This is a genomic window from Microbacterium sp. GXF6406, from assembly GCF_054798215.1.
The window spans coordinates 276,867-294,345 of the sequence record NZ_JBSJZH010000001.1 but is presented as its reverse complement, the minus strand read 5'-3'; the positions used below and the strand labels follow the sequence as shown (position 1 = coordinate 294,345).

Annotated in this window: 16 protein-coding genes; 15 read left to right on the top strand and 1 reads right to left on the bottom strand. The window is 67.6% G+C overall.

The features are described from left to right. Nucleotides 1-14 precede the first annotated feature (14 nt). The 8 genes from gcvT (at nt 15) to ACWAUG_RS01340 (ending at nt 10,406) form a co-directional block, all read left to right on the top strand. On the top strand, nt 15-1,124 hold the full coding sequence (gene gcvT, locus ACWAUG_RS01375; protein ID WP_460800664.1) for a glycine cleavage system aminomethyltransferase GcvT: 1,110 nt from the start codon (nt 15-17) through the stop codon (nt 1,122-1,124). After that, nucleotides 1,121-1,498: a glycine cleavage system protein GcvH gene (gene gcvH / locus ACWAUG_RS01370; RefSeq protein ID WP_460800662.1), complete on the top strand. Its 378-nt coding sequence runs from the start codon at nt 1,121-1,123 to the stop codon at nt 1,496-1,498. The genes gcvT and gcvH overlap by 4 nt, the downstream gene beginning before the upstream one ends. Beyond that, nucleotides 1,495-4,383: an aminomethyl-transferring glycine dehydrogenase gene (gcvP, locus tag ACWAUG_RS01365; protein WP_460800660.1), complete on the top strand. Its 2,889-nt coding sequence runs from the start codon at nt 1,495-1,497 to the stop codon at nt 4,381-4,383. The genes gcvH and gcvP overlap by 4 nt, the downstream gene beginning before the upstream one ends. A 210-nt stretch (nt 4,384-4,593) precedes the next feature. Beyond that, nucleotides 4,594-6,210, top strand: coding sequence for a peptide ABC transporter substrate-binding protein (locus ACWAUG_RS01360; RefSeq protein WP_298036919.1), 1,617 nt, complete (start codon nt 4,594-4,596; stop codon nt 6,208-6,210). Between the two features lie 129 nt (nt 6,211-6,339). Next, nucleotides 6,340-7,269, top strand: a complete 930-nt coding sequence (locus ACWAUG_RS01355) for an ABC transporter permease (protein ID WP_298036917.1) — start codon at nt 6,340-6,342, stop codon at nt 7,267-7,269. Then, nucleotides 7,259-8,194: an ABC transporter permease gene (locus tag ACWAUG_RS01350; RefSeq protein ID WP_298036915.1), complete on the top strand. Its 936-nt coding sequence runs from the start codon at nt 7,259-7,261 to the stop codon at nt 8,192-8,194. Before ACWAUG_RS01355 ends, ACWAUG_RS01350 begins: the two co-directional genes overlap by 11 nt. A 20-nt stretch (nt 8,195-8,214) precedes the next feature. Further along, the gene (locus tag ACWAUG_RS01345) at nt 8,215-9,873 is read left to right on the top strand and encodes a dipeptide ABC transporter ATP-binding protein (RefSeq protein WP_298036912.1); all 1,659 of its coding nucleotides are present in this window, start codon (nt 8,215-8,217) and stop codon (nt 9,871-9,873) included. Continuing rightward, a complete protein-coding gene (locus tag ACWAUG_RS01340; RefSeq protein WP_460800657.1) occupies nt 9,870-10,406 on the top strand; it encodes a PH domain-containing protein in 537 nt (178 codons plus the stop codon). Before ACWAUG_RS01345 ends, ACWAUG_RS01340 begins: the two co-directional genes overlap by 4 nt. A 9-nt stretch (nt 10,407-10,415) precedes the next feature. Here the strand turns inward: ACWAUG_RS01340 and ACWAUG_RS01335 are convergent, their stop codons facing one another. Next, nucleotides 10,416-11,180 carry a CPBP family intramembrane glutamic endopeptidase gene (locus ACWAUG_RS01335; protein WP_298036907.1) on the bottom strand — a complete coding sequence of 255 codons (765 nt, stop codon included), beginning with the start codon at nt 11,178-11,180 and terminating at the stop codon, nt 10,416-10,418. A gap of 113 nt (nt 11,181-11,293) precedes the next feature. Between ACWAUG_RS01335 and typA the strand changes: the two genes are divergently transcribed. The 7 genes from typA to ACWAUG_RS01300 all read left to right on the top strand — a co-directional run bounded on the left by typA (nt 11,294) and on the right by ACWAUG_RS01300 (nt 17,473). Then, nucleotides 11,294-13,204 (top strand): translational GTPase TypA, encoded by a 1,911-nt coding sequence (gene typA, locus ACWAUG_RS01330; protein ID WP_460800655.1) that lies wholly within the window; start codon nt 11,294-11,296, stop codon nt 13,202-13,204. A gap of 87 nt (nt 13,205-13,291) precedes the next feature. Next, nucleotides 13,292-14,311 carry a glutaminase A gene (gene glsA / locus ACWAUG_RS01325; protein WP_298036903.1) on the top strand — a complete coding sequence of 340 codons (1,020 nt, stop codon included), beginning with the start codon at nt 13,292-13,294 and terminating at the stop codon, nt 14,309-14,311. After that, the gene (locus ACWAUG_RS01320) at nt 14,308-15,162 is read left to right on the top strand and encodes an MFS transporter (RefSeq protein ID WP_460800652.1); all 855 of its coding nucleotides are present in this window, start codon (nt 14,308-14,310) and stop codon (nt 15,160-15,162) included. Before glsA ends, ACWAUG_RS01320 begins: the two co-directional genes overlap by 4 nt. Next, on the top strand, nt 15,107-15,931 hold the full coding sequence (locus tag ACWAUG_RS01315; RefSeq protein WP_460800651.1) for an MFS transporter: 825 nt from the start codon (nt 15,107-15,109) through the stop codon (nt 15,929-15,931). The genes ACWAUG_RS01320 and ACWAUG_RS01315 overlap by 56 nt, the downstream gene beginning before the upstream one ends. Nucleotides 15,932-15,994: 63 nt before the next feature. Beyond that, nucleotides 15,995-16,729: an AzlC family ABC transporter permease gene (locus tag ACWAUG_RS01310; protein ID WP_460800649.1), complete on the top strand. Its 735-nt coding sequence runs from the start codon at nt 15,995-15,997 to the stop codon at nt 16,727-16,729. Further along, on the top strand, nt 16,726-17,040 hold the full coding sequence (locus ACWAUG_RS01305; protein ID WP_460800647.1) for an AzlD domain-containing protein: 315 nt from the start codon (nt 16,726-16,728) through the stop codon (nt 17,038-17,040). Before ACWAUG_RS01310 ends, ACWAUG_RS01305 begins: the two co-directional genes overlap by 4 nt. A 25-nt stretch (nt 17,041-17,065) precedes the next feature. Continuing rightward, a complete protein-coding gene (locus ACWAUG_RS01300; RefSeq protein WP_298036886.1) occupies nt 17,066-17,473 on the top strand; it encodes a histidinol dehydrogenase in 408 nt (135 codons plus the stop codon). Nucleotides 17,474-17,479: the final 6 nt, after the last annotated feature.

The following is a 17,479-nucleotide window of genomic DNA, read 5'->3' as shown; positions in this document are numbered from 1 at the left end:
ACCGGGAGAACTCCATGACAGAGGCTCGCTACACCCCGCTGCGTGAGCACCATGAGGCGCTCGGCGCATCGTTCACCGATTTCGGCGGCTGGCAGATGCCGGTGCGCTACACCTCCGACCTCGCCGAGCATCACGCGGTGCGCGAGGCGGCAGGCCTCTTCGACATCTCGCACATGGCCGAGTTCACGGTCGAGGGTCCTGAATCCGCTTCGTATCTCGACCACGCGCTCTCCGGGCGTCTGTCGACGATGGCGATCGGCAAGGCGAAGTACTCGCTGCTCCTCGCCGACAACGGCGGCATCATCGACGACGTCATCGTCTACCGGATGGGGGAGGAGAGCTTCCTCATCATCTCCAATGCGGGCAATCGGGATGCTGTGGCGAAGGCGCTTCCGGAGCGCATCGGCGGACGAGACGTCGACGTCGTCGACGTCTCCGACGACTACGCGCTAATCGCGGTGCAGGGCCCGGCGTCCGCCGTGATCGTCGCGGGCATCGCCGGGGTCGAGGATCTCTCGGTCGCGTGGGGTGAGCAGAAGTATTACGCCTGGGCATCGGCACGCTTCGCCGGTGAGCCGCTGATCATCGCACGCACCGGATACACCGGAGAGGACGGCTTCGAGCTCCTCGTACGCGCTGGCGACGCCGTCGCGCTGTGGGACGCCGCCCTCGCCGCAGGCGCCGACCACGGCCTCGTGCCCGCCGGCCTTGCCGCCCGCGACACGCTCCGTCTCGAGGCGGGAATGCCGCTGCACGGCCATGAACTCTCGCTCGACATCGTTCCGGCTCAGGCCGGTCTCGGCCGTGTCGTGGCATCCGACAAGGACGACTTCGTCGGCAAGGCCGCTCTGGAGTCGAACGGGGCGGAGGGCCGTGTGCTCATCGGGCTCGTCGCCGAGGGGCGCCGCGCCGGACGTGCCGGTTACCCCGTGGTGACCGAGGACGGCACCGTCGTCGGCGAGATCTCCTCGGGTGCCCTGAGCCCCACGCTCGGCCACCCGATCGCGATGGCGTTCGTCGACGCGGGCGTCGCCGAAGACGGAACCGCGCTTTTCCTGGATGTGCGGGGCACCAAGATCCCCGCGACCGCAACCGCCCTGCCTTTCTACCGGAGGAAGAAATGACCGATCTCACCGCACTCAAGTACACCGAGGAGCACGAGTGGCTCGCGATCGACGGCGCATCGGCGACCGTCGGCATCACCGACTTCGCCGCTGAGAAGCTCGGTGACGTCGTCTTCGTCGAGCTGCCCGCAGTCGGCACCGAGATCACTGCCGGCTCGGTCATCGGCGAGATCGAGTCGACGAAGTCGGTCGGCGAGCTCTACGCGCCGCTGGCGGGCACCGTCACCGAGGTCAACGACGCCGTCGTCGACGACCCCTCGCTCGTGAACGCGGAGCCGTTCGCGGGCGGCTGGCTCATCAAGATCGCCATCGCCGAGGGCGCGGCCGACGTGCTGCTCGACCGCGACGCGTACGTCGCGCTGACGGAAGGATGATCGCGCCCGTGACCTTCGCCGACCGTCATATCGGGACCACCGCCGAGGCGCAGCGCACCATGCTCGCCGCCCTCGGCGCGACCGATGGGGATGCTCCGATCGAGGCGCTCATGCGCAGCGCGGTGCCGGCATCCATCTTCACCGCCCGGGCTGCATCGTCGAGCATCCCGAGCGCCGCGAGCGAGACCGAGGCGCTCGCCGAGCTGCGCGGCTTCGCATCCCGCAACACCGTCAACCGCGCGATGATCGGGCAGGGCTACTACGGCACGATCACGCCGAGCGTGATCCAGCGCAATGTGCTCGAGAACCCCTCGTGGTACACGGCGTACACGCCGTACCAGCCGGAGATCTCGCAGGGGCGCCTGGAGGCGCTCATCAACTTCCAGACGATGGTCGCCGATCTCACCGGGCTCGCTACGGCGAATGCGTCGATGCTCGACGAATCGACGGCCGTCGCCGAGGGGATGCTGCTGGCCCGGCGCGCGTCGAAGGCGAAGTCGCCGGTGTTCGTGGTCGACGCGGATGCCCTCGCGCAGACCAAGGCGCTGCTCGCCACTCGCGCCGAGGCGCTGGGCATCGAGCTGGTCGAGCGCGATCTCGCCGGGGGCGAACTGCTGCCCGACGAGCTGTTCGGCGTGTTCGTGCAGTACCCCGCGGCATCCGGTCGCATCTGGGACCCGACGGCCGTGATCGATGCGGCGCATGCCGTCGGCGCTCTCGCCGTCGTCGCCGCCGACCTCCTCGCACTGACCCTCATCGCCTCGCCGGGCTCGCTCGGCGCCGATGTCGCGGTCGGCACGACGCAGCGCTTCGGCGTGCCGATGGCCTTCGGCGGCCCGCACGCCGGGTACATGGCCGTGCGAGCGGGCCTCGAGCGTCAGCTGCCCGGTCGCCTTGTCGGCGTCTCGGTCGATGCCGAGGGCAAGCCGGCCTACCGCCTGTCGTTGCAGACCCGTGAGCAGCACATCCGCCGTGAGAAGGCGACGAGCAACATCTGCACGGCGCAGGTGCTGCTGGCCGTCATGGCCTCGATGTACGCGGTCTACCACGGCCCCGATGGGCTGCGCCGCATCGCCCGCGAGGTCAACGCGAAGGCCGCTCTGCTGCGCGCCTGGCTCGTCGGCGCCGAGGTCGACGTCGTGCACGAGGAGTTCTTCGACACGATTCGGGTCCGCACGGCGGATGCCGCAGCCATTGTGGCGCGCGCGCACGAGGAGCACGGCATCCTGCTGCACCTCGTGGCAGGTGATCAGGTCGGCATCTCGATCGATGAGACGACCACGTTGGGTGATCTGTCGACCGTGGCGGCTCTGTTCGACGCGACCTCGTCGGCGTTCGGCGCACTTTCGGTGGGTCGGGCGCGCACCAGCGCCCTGCCGCCGGCGCTCGCGCGTCAGGACGATTACCTGACGCACCCGGTCTTCCACGTGCATCGTTCGGAGACCGCCATGATGCGGTACCTGAAGTCGCTCGCCGACCGCGATTATGCGCTGGACCGCGGCATGATCCCGCTGGGCTCGTGCACGATGAAGCTCAACGCGGCCACCGAGATGGCTTCCATCACCTGGCCGGAGTTCGCGCAGATCCACCCGTTCGCCCCGGCATCCGACGTCGCCGGATACCTCGAGATGATCGACCAGCTCGAGGGCTGGTTGGCCGAGGTCACCGGATACGACGCCGTCTCGCTGCAGCCGAACGCCGGTTCCCAGGGCGAGCTCGCGGGGCTCCTCGCGATCCGCGGGTTCCACCTCGCTAATGGCGAAGCGCACCGTGACGTCTGTCTGATCCCGTCGTCCGCGCACGGCACGAACGCGGCATCCGCGGTACTGGCCGGTATGAAGGTCGTCGTCGTCGCCTGCGACGAGCTCGGCAACGTCGAGCTCGACGACCTGCGGGCGAAGATCGCCGCGAATGCGGATGCGATCGCAGCACTCATGATCACCTACCCGTCCACGCACGGCGTGTACGAGCAGGATGTCGTCGAGATCACTGCGGCCGTGCACGCTGCCGGAGGACAGGTCTACGTCGATGGCGCGAACCTCAACGCACTCCTCGGCTACGCGCGCTTCGGCGACCTCGGCGGCGACGTCTCGCATCTGAACCTGCACAAGACGTTCGCGATCCCGCACGGCGGTGGCGGACCGGGCATCGGTCCGGTGGCGGCGAAGGCGCATCTCGCGCCGCACCTGCCCTCGCACCCGCTCGCGCAGCGCGCGACGCACGCCGGCGGGTACGAGTTCGCCGGAGGCCCCGTCTCGGCCGCGCCCTACGGCTCGGCCGGCATCCTGCCGATCTCGTGGTCGTATGTGCGCATGATGGGCGCGGACGGACTGCGGGATGCGACGGCCGCCGCCGTGCTGTCGGCGAACTACATCGCCGCCCGGCTCGGCGAGCACTATCCGGTACTCTACACGGGCGAGAATGGCCGTGTCGCGCACGAGTGCATCCTGGACCTCCGTCCACTGAAGGAGGCCACCGGCATCACGGTCGATGACGTCGCCAAGCGCCTCATCGACTACGGTTTCCACGCGCCTACCATGTCGTTCCCCGTGCCGGGGACGCTGATGGTCGAGCCGACGGAGTCGGAGGACCTCGGCGAGATCGACCGGTTCATCGAGGCGATGATCCTCATCAGGGCCGAGGCGGATGCCGTCGCCGCCGGCCGTTGGCCGGCCGAGGACAATCCGCTGGTGAACGCCCCGCACACCGCGGCGAGCCTCATCGCGGGGGAGTGGGCCCACGCCTACACGCGTGAGGAGGCTGCGTACCCCGTGGCATCCCTCATCGCGGGAAAGTACTGGCCGCCGGTGCGCCGCATCGACCAGGCCTACGGCGACCGCAACCTCGTGTGCGCCTGCCCGCCGATCGAGGCGTTCGCGATCTGATCGCGGTGCGAATCCGCCCCGGCCCGGCGCTGTCAAATGACACGCCGGGCCGGGTCGATTCCGGGGGTCGTATATGACGGCGTGTTTCGGCTGAGTCACCGGTCGATAACAGTTCATAGGGGCGAATGGATAGTTCCGGGTTCCCGGATTACGCTCAGTTCATCCGCGACCCGAAGGTGGGCGCGTCTGAAATGTCCACAGGAGGACCTAGTGAAGCGAAACAGGATCGCCCTCGCCGGCATCGCGATGGCCGGCATCGGCAGCCTTGCTCTGGCCGGTTGCGCCACGAACGACGCCGGCAACGGCTCGGGCGGCGCCGACGCCACCGCCATCGTCAGCACGAACGGCAACGAGCCGCAGAACCCGCTGATCCCGACCAACACCAACGAGGTCGGTGGCGGAAAGATCCTCGACAGCATCTTCTCGGGCCTGATCTCCTACGCGGGCGACGGTTCGGTCGTCAACGAGGTCGCCGAGGAGATCACGGTCGACTCCCCGACCGAGCTCACCGTCAAGCTCCGTGAGGGCGTGACCTTCACCGACGGTGAAGAGGTCACCGCCGACAACTTCATCAAGGCCTGGAACTACGGCGCTCTGGCCTCGAACACGCAGCTCTCCAGCTACTTCTTCGAGGACATCGAGGGCTTCAGCTACGACGAGGACAGTGAGCTGACCGGTCTCGAGCAGATCGACGACTACACGTTCACGATCAAGCTGAACAAGCCGGCTTCCGACTTCGCGCTGCGCCTGGGCTACTCGGCCTACTACCCGCTGCCGGACGTCGCGTTCGACGACATGGAGGCGTTCGGCGAGAACCCGATCGGCAACGGTCCGTACATGCTCGACGGCGAAGGCGCCTGGCAGCACGACACGCAGATCGATCTCGTCAAGAACGACGACTACGACGGTCCGCGCGAGGCTGCCAACGGCGGCCTGAAGATCGTCTTCTACGCCTCGCAGGACGGTGCCTACCAGGACCTCCTCGCCGGTAACCTCGACATCCTCGACCAGCTCCCCGACGCCGCGTTCGGCACCTACGAGGAAGAGCTCCAGGGGCGCTCGGTCAACCAGCCGGCCGCCATTTTCCAGTCGTTCACGATCCCCGAGTACCTCGAGCACTTCGAGGGCGAAGAGGGAATCCTGCGCCGCCAGGCGCTGTCCATGGCGATCAACCGCGCCGAGATCACCGAGGTGATCTTCCAGGGCACCCGCACCCCGGCGAGCGACTTCACCTCGCCCGTCATCGACGGCTGGAGCGAGTCGCTCGAGGGCGGCGAGGTCCTCGACTACAACCCCGAGAAGGCTGCGGAGCTGTGGGCCGAGGCCGACGCGATCAGCCCGTGGTCGGGCACCTTCGCCATCGCGTACAACGCTGATGGCGGCCACCAGGCCTGGGTCGACGCTGTCGCCAACTCCATCGCCGGTACGCTCGACATCGACGCAGTGGGAGAGCCCTTCCCGGACTTCGCCGGTCTCCGCAAGGACGTCACGGCACGCACGATGACCACCGCGTTCCGCACCGGATGGCAGGCCGACTACCCGGGTCTGTACAACTTCCTCGGCCCGCTCTACGCGACCAACGCCGGCTCGAACGACGGCGACTACTCGAGCGAGGAGTTCGACTCGCTGCTCGCACAGGGCATCTCCGAGACCGACCCGGATGCTGCGAACCAGATCTTCGCGCAGGCGCAGGAAGTCCTCCTGAAGGACCTTCCCGTCACCCCGCTGTGGTACTCCAACGTCACGGGCGGCTGGGCTGACACGGTCGACAACGTCGAGTTCGGCTGGAACTCGGTCCCGCTGTACTACAACGTGACCAAGGGCTGAATAGAATGAGTTCTGCGAGGCGGTGACGTGCGAGCACGTCACCGCCTCGCACCATGCTCTTCGCGACCATGCGTCCGTCACCGATTCGTCGATGACGGACGATGACGCTTTTCCAGAGGGAGGTCGGGGATGGCCATCTACATCCTCAGACGGATTCTGCAGGTGATCCCGGTATTCCTGGGCGCCACGCTGCTGATCTATTACATGGTCTTCGCAATGCCGGGAGACCCCATCGCCGCACTGTTCGGCGATAAGCAGCCGCCCCAGGCGGTCATCGACCGGCTCCGCGAGCAGTACATGCTCGACCAGCCGTTCTTCGTGCAGTACCTGAACTACCTGGCCGGAATCTTCCGCTTCGATCTGGGCACCACGTTCTCCGGGCAGGAGGTGACAGCGGTTCTCGCGCGCACCTTCCCGGTGACGCTGCGCCTGGCGATCCTCGCGATCGCGATGGCGTTCATCCTCGCGATCGTCATCGGCGCAAGCTCCGCCCTTCTCAAGGGAACGTTCTTCGACCACGCCATGCTCGTGGTGGCGCTGCTGTTCATCGCCGTGCCGATCTTCGTGCTCTCCTTCCTCGCGCAGTACTTCTTCGGGGTGCAGCTGGGGTGGTTCTCGCCGACCGTCGGATCGAACAACGGCTGGGGCGGCCTGATGCTGCCGGCGATGGTGCTGGCCGTGAGCATCTACGCCACGAGCATGCGCCTCACCCGGGCCTCGACGATCGAGACCCTCGGGCAGGACTGGGTGCGCACCGCATACAGCAAGGGGCTCTCGCGGGGCCGCGTGATCCCCGTGCACGTGCTGCGCAACTCGCTCATCCCGATGGTCACCGATACGGCGACGCAGTTCGGCGTACTGATGGTCGGCGCGACCGTCACCGAGGGCATCTTCAACGTGCCCGGTGTCGGCAACGCGCTGTACCAGGCGATCCTCAAGCACGAGGTGCCGACGATCGTGTCGTTCGTGACCGTCTTCGTCGTGCTCTACGTGCTGATCAACCTGCTCATCGACCTGCTCTACGGTCTGCTCGACCCGAGGATCCGTTATGTCCGCTAATTCTCACTTCGTCGCACCCGTCAAGGACGCCATCCAGGTCGATGCGGTCCGCATCAGCGATCGCAAGAGCACGCTGTGGCGCGATGCCTGGCGTGATCTGCGCCGCCGCCCGATGTTCTGGATCTCTTTGGCGATGGTGGCGTTCTTCGTCACGATGGCCATCGCACCTGCACTGTTCACCTCGGTCGCCCCCAGCGGTGGCGCGTGCAAGCTCGTCAACAGCAACGGTGGCCCGCAGCCAGGGCACCCGCTCGGCTTCACCCGCCAGGGCTGCGACACGTGGTCGCGCATCGTGTGGGGCACGCGCACATCCCTCGTCGTCGGTCTGCTCGCCACGATCATCTCGACGGTTCTCGGTGTGATCATGGGCGCTCTCGCGGGCTTCTACGGCGGATGGCTCGACTCGCTGCTCTCGCGCATCGGCGACATCTTCTTCACGATCCCTTACATCATCGCCGCGATCGTGGTCATGTCGGTGCTGTCGGATCAGCGCACCATGCTCACGCTCGCCTTCGCGATCGGCGGGTTCAACTGGGCGTCGACGGCGCGCATCGCGCGCGCCGAGGTGCTGCGGGTCAAGCAGTCCGACTACGTGATGGCCTCGGTCGCCCTGGGCCTCAGCCGGTTCCGGACGCTCCTGGTGCACGTGCTGCCTAACGCCATCGTCCCGGTCATCGTCGTGGCGACGCTGAGCCTGGGCGGTGCGATCGTCGCGGAGGCGACCCTGTCGTTCCTCGGCGTCGGACTCGGCGGCGGCGTCGTCTCATGGGGCGCGGACATCTCGCAGGCCCAGACCGCGATCCGCACGGCTCCGATGGCGTTGATCTGGCCGTCGTTGGCGCTGACCCTCTCCGTGCTCGCCTTCATTATGCTCGGCGAACTGCTGCGCGATGCGCTCGACCCGAAGTCGAGGGCGCAGCGATGAACACTTCGAAAGCGACTGAAATGTCTGAACCCCTGCTGAGCATCCGTGGTCTGAAGGTGTCCTTCGGCACCGGTCAGAAGCAGCGCGAAGTGGTGCACGGCGTCGACCTCGATGTCTTCCCCGGCGAGACCGTCGCGATCGTGGGCGAGTCCGGCTCGGGCAAGTCGACGACGGCCTCGGCTGTCATCGATCTGCTCCCGGGTACGGGCTCGGTCAGCGGCGGGTCGATCATGTTCGACGGCATCGACCTCACCACCGTCTCGCGCAAGGAGATGGAGAACATCCGCGGTCGTCGGATCGGATACGTCCCGCAGGACCCGATGTCGAACCTGAACCCGGTCTGGTCGATCGGATTCCAGGTCAAGGAGGCGGTCCGTGCCAACGGGCTCGCGAAGAGCTCCAAGGACGTCGAGAAGCGCGCGGTCGAGGTGCTGCAGCAGGCCGGCCTCGCCGATGCTGCACGTCGCATGCACCAGTATCCGCACCAGTTCTCTGGCGGCATGCGCCAGCGTGCACTGATCGGCATCGGCCTGGCGGCCGACCCCGAGCTGCTCATCGCGGATGAGCCGACGAGTGCTCTCGATGTGACGGTGCAGCGGGTCATCCTCGATCACCTCGCGACGTTGACCCGTGAGAAGGGCACCGCGGTGCTGCTGATCACGCACGACCTGGGCCTCGCCGCCGACCGCGCCGAGAAGATCATCGTCATGAACCAGGGCGAGATCGTCGAGTCCGGTCCCAGCCGGGAGATCCTCGAGAACCCGCAGCACCCCTACACGCAGCGCCTCGTCGCCGCGGCTCCCAGCCTCGCCTCGCAGCGCATTCAGGCGACGGCCGAAGACCGCGGAGTCGAGACGACGACCGCCGTGCTCTCGACGGCCGCGCCCGCCGTCGAGGTGCGCGGGCTCAGCAAGGAGTACAAGATCCGTCAGGGCGGCTTCCGCAGCGAACTGCTGCGCGCCGTCGATGACGTGTCGTTCCAGATCCCGCGCGGCAAGACGCTCGCGCTGGTGGGGGAGTCCGGCTCGGGCAAGTCCACCGTCGCGAAGATGGTGCTGCAGCTGGAGAAACCGACCGCCGGTGAGATCCTCATCGACGGTGCGGATGTCACCTCGCTGTCGCGACGCGAGGTCTTCGATCTGCGCGGACGCATGCAGCCGGTCTTCCAGGACCCGTACGGATCCCTCGACCCGCTGCACTCGATCGGCTCGCTCATCGCCGAACCGCTCAACGTGCACGGCGTGGGCGATGCGGCATCGCGTCGGGCCCGGGTTCTCGAGCTCCTCGATCAGGTGGCGCTGCCGCGCGAGCTGGCATCCCGCTACCCGAACGAGCTGTCCGGCGGACAGCGCCAGCGCATCGCGATCGCGCGGGCCCTGGCGCTCAAGCCCAGCATCGTCGTCCTCGACGAGGCGGTCTCCGCGCTCGACGTGCTCGTGCAGGACCAGATCCTGCAGCTGCTCGCCGAGCTGCAGTCCGAGCTCGACCTGACCTATCTGTTCATCACGCACGACCTCGCCGTCGTGCGCGTCTCGAGCGACCTGGTCTGCGTCATGGAGCAGGGCCGGATCGTCGAGCAGGGCGCGGTCGATGCGATCTTCGCGAACCCGCAGCAGGAGTACACGCAGCGTCTGCTCGACGCGATTCCCGGAAAGTCCGTGAAACTGGGCGGTCTGTGAGCGCGGAGGACTCTTCGCGGCGGATCGTCCGCCCGGTCACGGGCACGGTCTGGCTCGTCGTCGTCGCTGTCGTCGTCGTCATCCTCCTCGCAGACATCGTTCTGCGAGGAGGATGGGCGATGGCGGCGCGCTTCGCGCCGTGGATGCTGGCGGTCATCTGGATCATGTGGGTGTTCTTCGACCGCCCGCGCGTGATCCTCGAAGCGGATGCTGTCGAGGTGCGCAACCCGCTTCTGGCAACGCACATCCCGTGGTCCGCGATCGAGGACATCACCCTGCGCTGGCAGGTGTCCTTCCACCTCGCCGGCGGGAGCGATGTTCGCGCCTGGGCGACGACGGCCCGCCGGCCGCACCGACCCGGCGCCGCTCAGCCCGTCGACCGGGAGCTGGAGATCATGCGCGAGCGCCTCGAGTCTGCCCGCAAGGCGGGGGAAGCGGATGCCGCATCCCTCGTGCGGGTCTGGGCGTGGCCGGAGATCATCTCGGGTTCTGCGCTGATCCTGTGGTGCGCCGTCTCACCGTTCTTCGGCTGAGCGCCCGACTCAGGGCAGGTACGGTGCGACGAGCGGATAGCCGACGAAGGCGATCGCGTCGATGAGGAAGTGCGCGACGAGGAACGGCAGCAAGCGGCCCGTGCGGGTGAACAGCCAGCCGAACAGCAGGCCCATCGCGAGGTTGCCGATGAATGCGCCCGGCCCCTGATACAGGTGGTAGGTCGCCCGCAGCACGCTGGTGGCGATGATGATCGTCCACGGCCCCCAGCCGAGGCGGCGCAGCCGGTCGAAGAGATAGCCGAGCACGACGAACTCCTCCATGAGCGAGGCGCGGGCGGCGGACAGCAGCAGGACCGGTACGGTCCACCAGTGCTGGTCGAGCCCGCCGGGATCGACCGCGACGAAGAGCCCCAGCATCCGTCCGATGACGTAGAGGGCGATGCCCGGCACGCCGATCGCGGCGACGAGCAGGATGCCGCGGCCGATGTCCGACCCGATGCGGGTGTCGTCCAGGCCGAGCAGGCCCAGGTGCGGGCGTCGGCTCCGCCAGAGGAGGAAGCACACGAGCAGCACCGGGATCACGGAGCTCGTGAGGGCGAGCAGCTGGTAGATCAGGTCGAACACCTCGCGGTCGCTGCGCGACGGGTTCAGCGTGGTGCTCTGATCCGCCAGGGAAATCTCGGAGGTGACGCGGTACGCCAACTGCACGATCGCGTAGATCGCCGACATGCCGAGACCCAGAAGAAGCACGATCGTGATCTCCCACCGGATCCGGGTGCGGGTCAGGGGAGCGGGGTCGGCAGGAGCGGGCACAGCCCGATGCTACGGCAGAGTCCATCCGCCGTTCAGACAGCGGTCAGACAGCATACGGTAGCCTGAAGAGTCGGCATCCCGGCGCATCCCAACATCCCTTTTAGGAAACCTGCATGGCGCACGCCCTTCGCTCAGACCTCCGCAACGTCGCAATCGTCGCTCACGTCGACCACGGCAAGACCACGCTCGTCGACGCGATGCTCCGTCAGACGGGCTCCTTCGGTGAACACGCTCACGTCGATGAGCGCGCCATGGACTCGAACGACCTCGAGCGGGAAAAGGGCATCACAATCCTCGCCAAGAACACGGCGATCACCTACAACGGCATCCACTCCGATGTTCCGGTCACGATCAACGTGATCGACACCCCGGGTCACGCCGACTTCGGTGGTGAGGTCGAGCGCGGCCTCTCCATGGTCGATGGTGTCGTGCTGCTCGTCGACTCCTCCGAGGGCCCGCTGCCCCAGACCCGCTTCGTGCTGCGCAAGGCACTCGAGGCGAAGCTCCCCGTCATCCTCCTGGTCAACAAGACCGACCGCGGCGACGCCCGCATCGAAGAGGTCGAGGCTGAGGCGCAGGACCTCCTGCTGGGCCTGGCATCCGACCTCGTCGACGACGTGCCCGACCTCGATGTCGACGCGCTGCTCGACGTGCCCGTCGTCTACGCGTCCGGTCGTGCCGGCGCAGCGTCGATGAACCGTCCCGCCAACGGCGAGCTGCCCGACAACGACACCCTCGAGCCGCTCTTCGGCGCGATCCTCGAGCACATCCCCGCTCCGGCGTACGACGACGAGGCGCCGCTGCAGGCCTGGGTCACCAACCTCGACTCCAGCCCGTTCCTCGGTCGTCTCGCGCTGCTGCGCGTGTTCAACGGAACCCTGAAGAAGGGCCAGACGGTCGCTTGGGTGCGCTCCGACGGCACGACGAGCAACGCCCGCATCACCGAGCTGCTCATGACCCGTGCGCTCGAGCGCTACCCGGCCGAGTCCGCCGGCCCCGGCGACATCGTCGCGATCGCCGGCTTCGAGGACATCACGATCGGTGAGACGATCGCCGATCCCGAGGACGTGCGTCCGCTGCCGCAGATCGTCATCGACGACCCGGCCATCTCGATGACCATCGGCACGAACACGTCGCCGCTCATGGGCAAGGTCAAGGGCCACAAGCTCACCGCGCGCATGGTGAAGGATCGCCTCGACCGCGAGCTCATCGGCAACGTGTCGCTCAAGGTCGTCGAGGTCGGACGCCCGGACGCTTGGGAGGTCCAGGGCCGCGGTGAGCTGGCGCTGTCGATCCTCGTCGAGAACATGCGCCGTGAGGGCTTCGAGCTGACCGTGGGCAAGCCCCAGGTCGTCACCAAGCAGATCGACGGCAAGGTGCACGAGCCCTTCGAGCACCTGACGATCGACGCACCCGAGGAGTACCTCGGCGCGATCACGCAGCTGCTGGCGAACCGCAAGGCGCGCATGGACAACATGATCAACCACGGCACCGGCTGGGTGCGCATGGAGTTCATCATCCCCGCCCGTGGCCTCATCGGCTTCCGCACGGAGTTCATGACCACGACCCGCGGAACCGGCATCTCGAACAGCATCTCGCACGGTTACGACGCGTGGGCTGGTTCCATCACCACCCGTCAGAACGGTTCGATCGTCGCCGACCGCGCCGGTGTCGTCACCCCGTTCGCGATGATCGCCCTGCAGGAGCGCATGTCGTTCTTCGTCAAGCCGACCGAAGAGGTCTACGAGGGCATGGTCATCGGCGAGAACTCCCGCGCCGACGACATGGACGTCAACATCACGAAGGAGAAGAAGCTCACCAACATGCGTGCGGCGAGCTCGGACTCCTTCGAATCGATGACCCCGCCTCGTGAGCTGTCGCTCGAGGAGTGCCTCGAGTTCGCCCGCGACGACGAATGCGTCGAGGTCACCCCGGAGGCGATCCGCATCCGCAAGGTCATCCTCGACCAGACGGTCCGTGGCCGCGAGGCTTCGCGCCAGAAGCGTCAGGACGCCAACGCCTGATCCGAATCCGGATCCCCGAAGACCGCCCTCAGCCGTTACGTTTATCGTGACCGCTGAGGGCGGTTCTTCATCTGTGGGAAGGGCGCAATGGACACGACGGTTTTCGAGGACACTCCGCAGCACGTCTCGACGGGGGATCTGCCGAAGTGGGGGCACGTCGAGTCGCTCGTCCAGGAGACGATGGGGCTCTGCCGGGATGACGCAACCGGTCAGGTCGCTGATTACATCCCGGTGCTCGCCGACACGGACCCCGATCTCTTCGGAATCGCGCTCGTATCGCCGCATGGCCGCTTCTACGATGCCGGTGACGCGCAGCATCCCTTCTCTATCCAGTCCGTGTCGAAGATGTTCGTCTACGCGTTGGCGATCCACGAGCATGGCCACGGTCTTGTGCGCGACATCGTGGGCGTCAACAACACGGGGTTGCCTTTCAACTCCGTCATGGCGCTGGAGCTGAACGCCGGGCATCCGATGAATCCGATGGTCAACGCCGGCGCGATCGCGACGACCGCGCTCGTCGCGGGGGAGACGCCGGAGGAGAAGTGGGAGACGATCCGATCGGGGCTGTCCGAATTCGCCGGTCGCGAGCTCGAGGTCGACGAGGACGTGTTCCTCTCGGAGATGGCGACCAACCATCGCAACCGCGCCCTCGCCCGGCTGCTGGTCTCCTATGCGCGGCTGAGGCCCGATGCGGATGCCATGGTCGAGGTCTACACGCGGCAGTGCTCGCTGCGGGTCACCGCGCATGATCTCGCCGTCATGGGGGCCACGCTCGCATCCGGCGGGGTGAACCCCGTCACGGGGCGACGGGTGGTCTCTGCGGACGTCTGCCGCGATACGCTCGCCGTCGTGGCGGCGAACGGGCTCTACGAGCAGTCGGGGGAGTGGCTGTTCGAGATCGGACTCCCCGCGAAATCGGGGGTCTCCGGAGGTATCGTCGCGGTCGCCCCCGGCAAGGGCGCGGCCGCCGCGTTCTCGCCCCGTCTGGACCACGCCGGCAACTCGGTGCGCGCGCAGCACGCGATCGGTCATCTGTCGCGGGTGATGGGGATGAACATGTTCGCGTCCGCGCCGCAGAGCGGGGACGTGCAGGAAGCGCGCTGGTGACCGGCGGGCAGGCGCAGGATGCTGCGCACAAGACGTCCTGGCTGCCGATGGTCAGCCTGTTCCTCGCGCAGGTGCTCATGTCGTTCAACGTCGCGGCGCTGCCGATCTCGCTCGGCGGGATCGTCGAGGAGTTCGGCGTCGCGCCCACCGTGGCGAGCTCCACGATCGTCGTCTACGGGTTGGCGGTCGCCGCCCTCGTGATGACCGGCGCGAAGCTCGGACAGCGCATCGGGTGGGTGCTGATCTTCCGTGTCGTGATCGTGCTGTTCGCCGGTTCGTCGCTCATGATGATCTTCGGTCCGAGCATCGGCTGGGCGATCGGCGGTCAGGCGGTCGCCGGGGCGGCGGCCGCGATCATCGTGCCATCGCTCGTCGCCCTCATCGCCGAGAACTACCGCGGGGCCCAGCAGGGGACCGCGATCGGCACGCTGGGGTCTGCGCGGGCGTTCTCCGGCGTCAGCGCCTTCCTCATCGGAGGAACCCTGGGCACCCTGGTGGGGTGGCGTCCGGTGTTCATGATCGTGCTCGGCATCGCGGTGATCGTCTTCGCCCTGAGCTTCACGCTGCGCGGCGATCGGGGGGGATTCCTCGATCCGGATCGACCTTGTCGCGGCGCTCCTGATCGGTGCGGCGATCGTGCTGCTGACGCTGGGATTCAACAGCCTCAATGGCTGGGGCGCGCTGTCGGCGACCGAAGCCGCGCCCTTCAGCGTGTTCGGCCTGTCGCCCGCGCCGCTGTTCATCGTCGTCGGCATCATGCTGGGGCAGGCGTTCTTCCTCTGGACGCGACGCCGGATGGCGCGCGGCGAGGTGCCGCTGATCGACCTGAGCATCCTCGACTCGTCGCGTGAGCGCGCGGCCGTCTACGCGATGTTCATCGTGGTCGCTCTGGAAGCCTGCGTGAACTTCTCGATCCCGCTGTACATCCAGATCGTGCAGGGGCGCACGCCCTTCGACACGTCGCTGGCGATGATGCCGTTCAACCTCACGGTGTTCTTCACCGCGGTGCTCGTGGTGCGCCTGTACAAGAAGTACCCGCCGCGCACGATCGGCATCGCCGGGTTCATCCTCACCACGGCGGCGCTCGTCTGGCTCTCGGCGGTCGTGAACAACAACTGGGAGACTCTCCCGACGATCCTCGGGCTCTTCGTCTTCGGTGTCGGCCAGGGGGCGCTCGTGACGCTGGTCTTCAACGTGCTCGTGACCTCGGCGCCGTCGGCACTCGCGGGCGACGTGGGATCGTTGCGCGGAACCACGCAGAACCTCGCCTCGGCGGTCGGCACGGCTGTGGCAGGAGCTCTGCTGGTGTCGCTGCTGGGGCTGAGCGTCGGGCGCGCGGTGATCGAGCATCCAGAACTGCCGCCGGAGTTGATCGCGCAGGTCGACCTCGATGCGGTGAGCTTCATCAGCAACGACGAGCTGAAGACGGTGCTCGAGGGCACGGATGCGACGCCCGCGCAGGTGGACGCCGCCGTCGTCGTCAACGAAGAAGCACGTCTGGGAACGCTCCGGCTCGGACTTCTCGTCCTCGCCGGGGTCAGCGCGCTCGCGATCCTGCCGGCATCGCGTCTGCCGAAGTACACACCCGAGGAGATTCCCGACCCGTCGCCGGTGGACTGAACGAGGAGGAGATCGCGCATCCGCCGGTGCGCGGCGACTTCCTCCGTGCGAGAGACTGGCCTCATGCATCCCGAACGCGACACGCCCGATCTGGGCCTCGCCCGGCGCGAGGTCTGGCGAGAAGGCCTCGGCGTCGCCGTCGCCACAAGCGCGTACGGGATCTCGTTCGGAGCCCTCGCCGTGGCATCCGGTCTCGACATCTGGCAGACGTGCGTGCTCAGCCTGCTGATGTTCACGGGCGGATCCCAGTTCGCGTTCATCGGGATCCTCGGCGCCGGGGGAATCGCCGCGCTTCCGTCGGCGGTGGCCTCCTCGGCTCTGCTGGGGGTGCGCAACCTCGCCTACGGCATGAGGATGTCCTCCGTCGTCGGGCCCGGATTCTGGCGCCGTACCGCGGCTGCGCACGTCACGATCGACGAGTCGACGGCCGTTGCGATTTCGCAGCCCACGGCGCCGTTGCGCCGACTCGGATTCTGGGTGACGGGCCTGGGCGTCTTCCTCGGGTGGAACCTGGCGACCCTGATCGGTGCGCTCCTGGGCGACGTGCTGGGGGATCCGAAGGCCTGGGGGCTGGATGCCGCGGCCGCCGCCGCCTTCCTCGCCCTGCTGTGGCCGCGCCTCAAACAACGGCAGGCGGTCGCCGTGGGCGTCGCGGCGGCCGTCGTCGCGGCATCCCTCACACCCATCGTCATGCCGGGCATGCCGGTTCTCATCGCCGCCGTCGTCGCGATCGTCGTCGGCTGGTTCAACTGGTTCGATCGGCCGGAGGGCGCGGCCGCTCAGGAGGAGAAACTGTGAGCGTGTGGAGCGCCGTTCTGCTGGCGGCGTGCATCTGCGCCGGGCTGAAGGCCTTCGGGTATCTGATCCCCGCTCATCTGCTGGAGGCCCCGCGTCCGGCCCGCATCTCCGATCTTCTGGCCGTGGCGCTGCTGGCGGCCCTGCTGGCCGTGCAGACCGTGGGGGCGGGGCAGACCGTGGTCGTCGATGCGCGGCTGCCCGCGGTGCTGGTGGCCGGCGGGCTGCTGGCGCTGCGTCAGTCGTTCCTCATCGTCGTGATCGCTGCGGCGGCAGTGGCGGCCGGACTCCGGCTGCTCGGCTGGGCGGCGTGAAAGGCGGGCCGCGTAAGATCTGAGCGTGCCCCCTTGGATCTCCCGCGCCCTGTCTTGGATCGCCGCAGCCCTCGTCGGCGTCGTCTACGGGACGGCCGGCACGATCGCGCACAGCCTCATGTGGGGGCCCATCCCGATCGGCCTGATCGTGGGCGGCGTCGCCTGCGCAGCGCTGCTCGTCGCGGTGCGCACGCTCACCCGCGATCGCGCCGCCGCCGTGGCGACGGCGATCGGCATGCTGGGCATGTTGACGGTGATCTCGGGGGAGGGCCCCGGTGGTTCGGTGATCGTGCCGAACACCCCGTTGGGGCAGGTATGGATCTACCTGGTCGCGGGCATCGCCCTGCTCGTGGTCTCCTGGCCCTCGATGTCGAAGATGCGCATGCAGCCGCGCGTCTCTGATGCGGAGCCGAAGGGCGGAAACGGGTCGTAGACTGAG